The organism is Dietzia sp. SYD-A1 (assembly GCF_015356725.1).
GTDB lineage: Bacteria > Actinomycetota > Actinomycetes > Mycobacteriales > Mycobacteriaceae > Dietzia.
The window spans coordinates 1-4,301 of the sequence record NZ_JADDKI010000312.1 but is presented as its reverse complement, the minus strand read 5'-3'; the positions used below and the strand labels follow the sequence as shown (position 1 = coordinate 4,301).

The 4,301-nt window shown below is 69.5% G+C and carries 4 protein-coding genes and 1 tRNA gene; 3 read left to right on the top strand and 2 right to left on the bottom strand.

Translation table 11 applies throughout. The features are described 5' to 3' along the window. Positions 1-1,261, bottom strand: a 1,261-nt coding sequence (locus IY392_RS12715; protein WP_194861416.1) for an MFS transporter, incomplete at its 3' end; no start/stop codon positions are given. Between the two features lie 314 nt (positions 1,262-1,575). Between IY392_RS12715 and cmrA the strand changes: the two genes are divergently transcribed. The 3 genes from cmrA (at position 1,576) to IY392_RS12700 (ending at position 3,824) form a co-directional block, all read left to right on the top strand. Continuing rightward, on the top strand, positions 1,576-2,394 hold the full coding sequence (gene cmrA / locus IY392_RS12710; protein WP_194861415.1) for a mycolate reductase: 819 nt from the start codon (positions 1,576-1,578) through the stop codon (positions 2,392-2,394). Positions 2,395-2,970: 576 nt separating this feature from the next. Next, on the top strand, positions 2,971-3,639 hold the full coding sequence (orn, locus tag IY392_RS12705) for an oligoribonuclease (RefSeq protein ID WP_194861414.1): 669 nt from the start codon (positions 2,971-2,973) through the stop codon (positions 3,637-3,639). Positions 3,640-3,748: 109 nt separating this feature from the next. Further along, positions 3,749-3,824, top strand: a tRNA-His gene (locus IY392_RS12700). Positions 3,825-3,998: 174 nt separating this feature from the next. Here IY392_RS12700 and IY392_RS12695 read toward each other — a convergent pair. After that, complete coding sequence (locus IY392_RS12695) at positions 3,999-4,178, bottom strand: hypothetical protein (RefSeq protein ID WP_194861413.1); 180 nt, start codon at positions 4,176-4,178, stop codon at positions 3,999-4,001. Between the last annotated feature and the right edge of the window lie 123 nt (positions 4,179-4,301).

Sequence of the window (4,301 nt, the reverse complement as noted above, 5' to 3'; positions counted from 1 at the left end):
TCTCGGCGCGGGTCGGGGTGCGCACAGGCAGCAGCAGGACCAGACCCACCAGCAGGACCAGCGCGATGCCGGCGATTCCCGCCCGGTCGGTGCCGAAACCCCAGGTGAACAGACCGAACAGCGCGGGGGCGAGGAACGACACCGCGCGTCCGGTGGTGGCGTAGAGGCCGAACATCTGGCCGTCACCGCCGGGCGGCGCGAGGCGGGCCAGGAAGGACCGCGACGCCGACTGCGCCGGGCCCACGAACAGGCACATGAGCAGGCCGAAGAGCCAGAACATGGCGGTGCCGTCCACAAACAACAGAACCGTCATGGTGCCGAGCATCGCCGCGAGCGAGCCGATGATCACCGCCTTCGGCCCCGCCAGGTCGTCCGCGACCCCCGCCACCGCCGCGCCCAACGCCGCCACCACGTTGGCCGCCACCCCGAAGATCAGCACGTCCCCCGGCGCGAGCCCGTACACCGTGACCGCCAGGATCGCCCCGAAGGTGAACACCCCCGCCAGCCCGTCGCGGAAGATGGCGCTGGCCACGAGGAACTTCACGGTCCGCGGGTCCCGGCGCCACAGGGCCTTGAGGTCCCGCCAGAGGATGCGATAGGACTCGGTGAAGGCCACCTCGTCGTCGTCGCCAGACCTCGCCCGGGGCCGGTTCTCCGGCACCGACCGCAGCACGGGCAACGCGAACACCGCGAACCACACCGCCGCGACCAGGCACACCAGGCGCACGTTGAGGCCGCCGTCGGTCGGAATGCCCAGCAGGCCCCGCTCGTCGCCGTCGCCGGAGATGAAGCCGAGGAACGCGGTGAGCAGCAGCACGATCCCGCCGAAGTAGCCCATCGCCCACCCGAAGCCCGACACCCGCCCCACGGTGGCCGGGGTGGAGACCTGCCGCAACATGGCGAAGTAGGACACCTCGGCGAACTCGAACGTGATGGACCCCAGCGCGAGTAGCAACAATCCCACGAAGAACCACGGATAGGGCGCGTCCGCGTCGACCAGGACCATCAGCGCGGTCAACGCCACCGTGAGATAGGTCCAGATCGCCAGCGAGCGTCGGCGACGCCCGCCCCGGTCCGCCCGTTGGCCCATCACCGGCGCGGTCACCGCGATCACCAACCCGGCCAGCGCGATCGCGATGGACAGCCAGGTCGCGGCCGAGAACGGGCCGTCGAGGTCCGCGCCGACCGAGTCGGTGAGATACACGGAGAAGACGAAGGTCACGATCACCGCGTTGAACGCCGCCGAGCCCCAGTCCCAGATCGCCCAGGAGAAGACCTGGCCGCGGGTGGCGGGGCGGGGATCGGGCGACGACGACGAGGTGGCGGTCTCTGGAGGGGGCGGTGTCCCGGTGCTGCTCACGCCCTAGAACCTAGTGCCTGGCGGTTCGTCAGTGGCCTCGCGAGCGCAGGTGGCGGGTCCATTCACGCCGGCGTGGTGCCGTCCCGGTTCTCACCGCCGGTGACCGGTGCCCTTGATCGCCGGCGCCGCACCGGGAGGCGTCTCCGACTCCCTCGTTCACCACCCTCGCCGGTACGCTCACCCTCGGCCCTGACCACCTGACCCGAGGACGCATGATGCCGCTTCCCCTGCCCACCGCGACGAATCGTGCTGTCGTCACCGGCGCCTCCTCTGGGATCGGCATGGCGCTGGCCGCCGAGTTGGCCCGCCGCGGGCATTCGCTGATCGTCGTGGCGCGGCGCGGCGAGGTGCTGCAGGAGCTCAAGGAGCGGTTGGAGAGCCGGTTCCCGGTGACGGTCGAGGTGCGGGCCTGCGACCTGTCCGATCCGGCCGAGCGGGCCCCGCTACTGGAGGAGCTGGCGGGCCGCGAGGTCTCGATCCTGTGCAACAACGCCGGCATCGCCACGTTCGGTCCGGTCGCCACACTCGATCCGCAGTACGAGAAGAGCCAGGTCCAGGTCAACGCCGTCGCCTGCCACGACCTCGTGCTGGCGGTCCTGCCCGGAATGGTCGAGCGTCGCTCGGGCGCGATCCTCAACGTCGGCTCCGCGGCCGGCAACATGCCGATCCCCAACAACGCCACCTACGCGGCCACCAAGGCGTTCCTCAACACCTTCTCCGAGTCACTTCGCGGCGAGCTCAAGGGCACCGGAGTCAACGTGACGCTTCTGGCGCCCGGCCCGGTGCGCACCGAGGAGATCGCCGAGGAGGACAAGACGTTCGTCGACCGCCTGGTCCCCGACCGCTTCTGGGTGGACACCACGTACACCGCCCGGATCTCGCTGGACGCGCTCGCCCGGAACAAGATGCGCGTGGTCCCGGGACCCCTGGGCCAGGCGATGTCGGTGGCGGGCAACTACACCCCGCGCGGGGTCATGGCCCCGATCGTGGGACGGTTCTACGCCAAGCTCGGCGAGGGGCAGGCCGAGGCCTGATCGGCCGACCTCGCGAGCAGTCTCCGGCAGTTACCAAGCATGGCCCGGCTGCTAGGGAGGCGGCGGCCCTAGCCAACGAATGCCGTCTGCGTGCTCACGGTCCTCCGCTGGGGGGTGAGCTGGATAGAAATCGTTGAGCAGTACTGCCCCGGCAACGATGTCTGGATCATCCGGTGAGAACCCGCCTCGCAAGTCCACCAAGTTCATGAACCGTCCGACGCGGACCGAGCGCTTCCCCGTGTCCGGAGCGCCAGGGAAAGCCCAGACCAGTCTTACGAATCCGCCCGTCAGTGCCAGTTCTTCCACCCTGTAGCGAACGGCCCCGGGAGAGTCGAACTCCGTTCCGGGGCGTTCCGCCAGGATTTGTCCCATCTCCGCGAGGAATCGCAAGTTCCACTCATCGGTTGCCATCGACGGTGAGTTTTCGGGGTCGGCCGCGGACGAGGGCATATCCCCACCCTACTGAGGACGTCAGCTGCCACACGGCGGTGCTCCAGACGCCTGCAGGCTCGACGCGGTGGTGGGGGCCGCAGACGTGGGACGAAGCTTGGAACGCTGCGGCGATATAGTCGAGCGATGCCAGAGTCGAGCCCTGCTCCCACCGCCGTCGCGACGTCGAGCCCCACGCCCCACAAGGAATCCAAGAACGACCGGATCGTGTGGATCGACTGCGAGATGACGGGCCTCGACACCACCAACGACGCGCTGGTGGAGATCGCCGCACTGGTCACCGACTCGGAACTCAATGTCCTCGGCGAGGGCGTGGACATCGTCATCCACGCCTCCGACGCCAAACTGGCCGCGATGCTGCCGGTCGTACGGGACATGCACTCCTCGTCGGGGCTGACCGAGGAGATCCGCGCCTCCGCCGTGACGGTGGCGGAGGCCGAGAAGCAGGTGCTGGACTACATCCGCGCCTGGGTCCCGGTCAGCGGGACCGCTCCCCTCGCCGGCAACTCGATCGGCACCGACCGAGGGTTCCTCGCCCGGGACATGCCCGAGCTCAACTCCTACCTGCACTACCGGATGATCGATGTGAGCTCGATCAAGGAGCTGTGCCGCCGCTGGTATCCGCGCATCTACTTCGGCCAACCCGAGAAGGGCATGTCCCATCGTGCCCTGGCAGACATCAAGGAGTCGATCCGCGAGCTGAAGTACTACCGCGCCACGGCGTTCGTCCCGCAACCGGGTCCGACCACCGACGAGGTGCGCGCCGCAGCCGGCGCCTTGCCCCCCGTGGACTGACGGAGCCACGCGCCGCCGCGCGGGCCCGGCCGACGACGGTACCTGGCGATTTCCTGACCGGCGCACCGACCGGGTAGCATCATCAACGCCGTTCGCGAGGACGGCGATGGTGGCTGTAGTTCAGTTGGTAGAGCACCAGGTTGTGATCCTGGCTGTCGCGGGTTCGAGTCCCGTCAGCCACCCCACCGGAACCGGCGGGTGACCTGCACATCGTGCACGTCGCCCGCCGTTTTTCATTCGGTCCATGCAACGGATCCTGTGCCAGCGGTCATTCCCAGCCGCCGAGCAGGGACCCGGGTCGGCCCGCGTCCGCGACAAGACGGTCCGTCGCCCGGCCGCGTCTGCGTCCCGACGGGGGATCACGCGCCGTCGGGGTCGTCTCCGGGATCGTTGTCCTCGCCGGACAGGGCGACCCCCAGGGCCACACCGATGGCCAGGCCGATCGCGATGCCGGCGCCGATGTTGTCCATCGCCAGGCCGAGCGCGGTTCCGATGGCGAGGCCCAGAGCGATGCCCACCCCCACCTTGTCGTTCTTCATGCGTCGCCCTCCGGGCCCGTCAGATCCCCGGTCCCGGCGACCCGGGACTGCTGCCCTCGACGCCACTGCCTCGTCGGAACCCCGTTCAGGCCGAGGGCGGCGGGGGCTCGGCGGTCGTGGAGG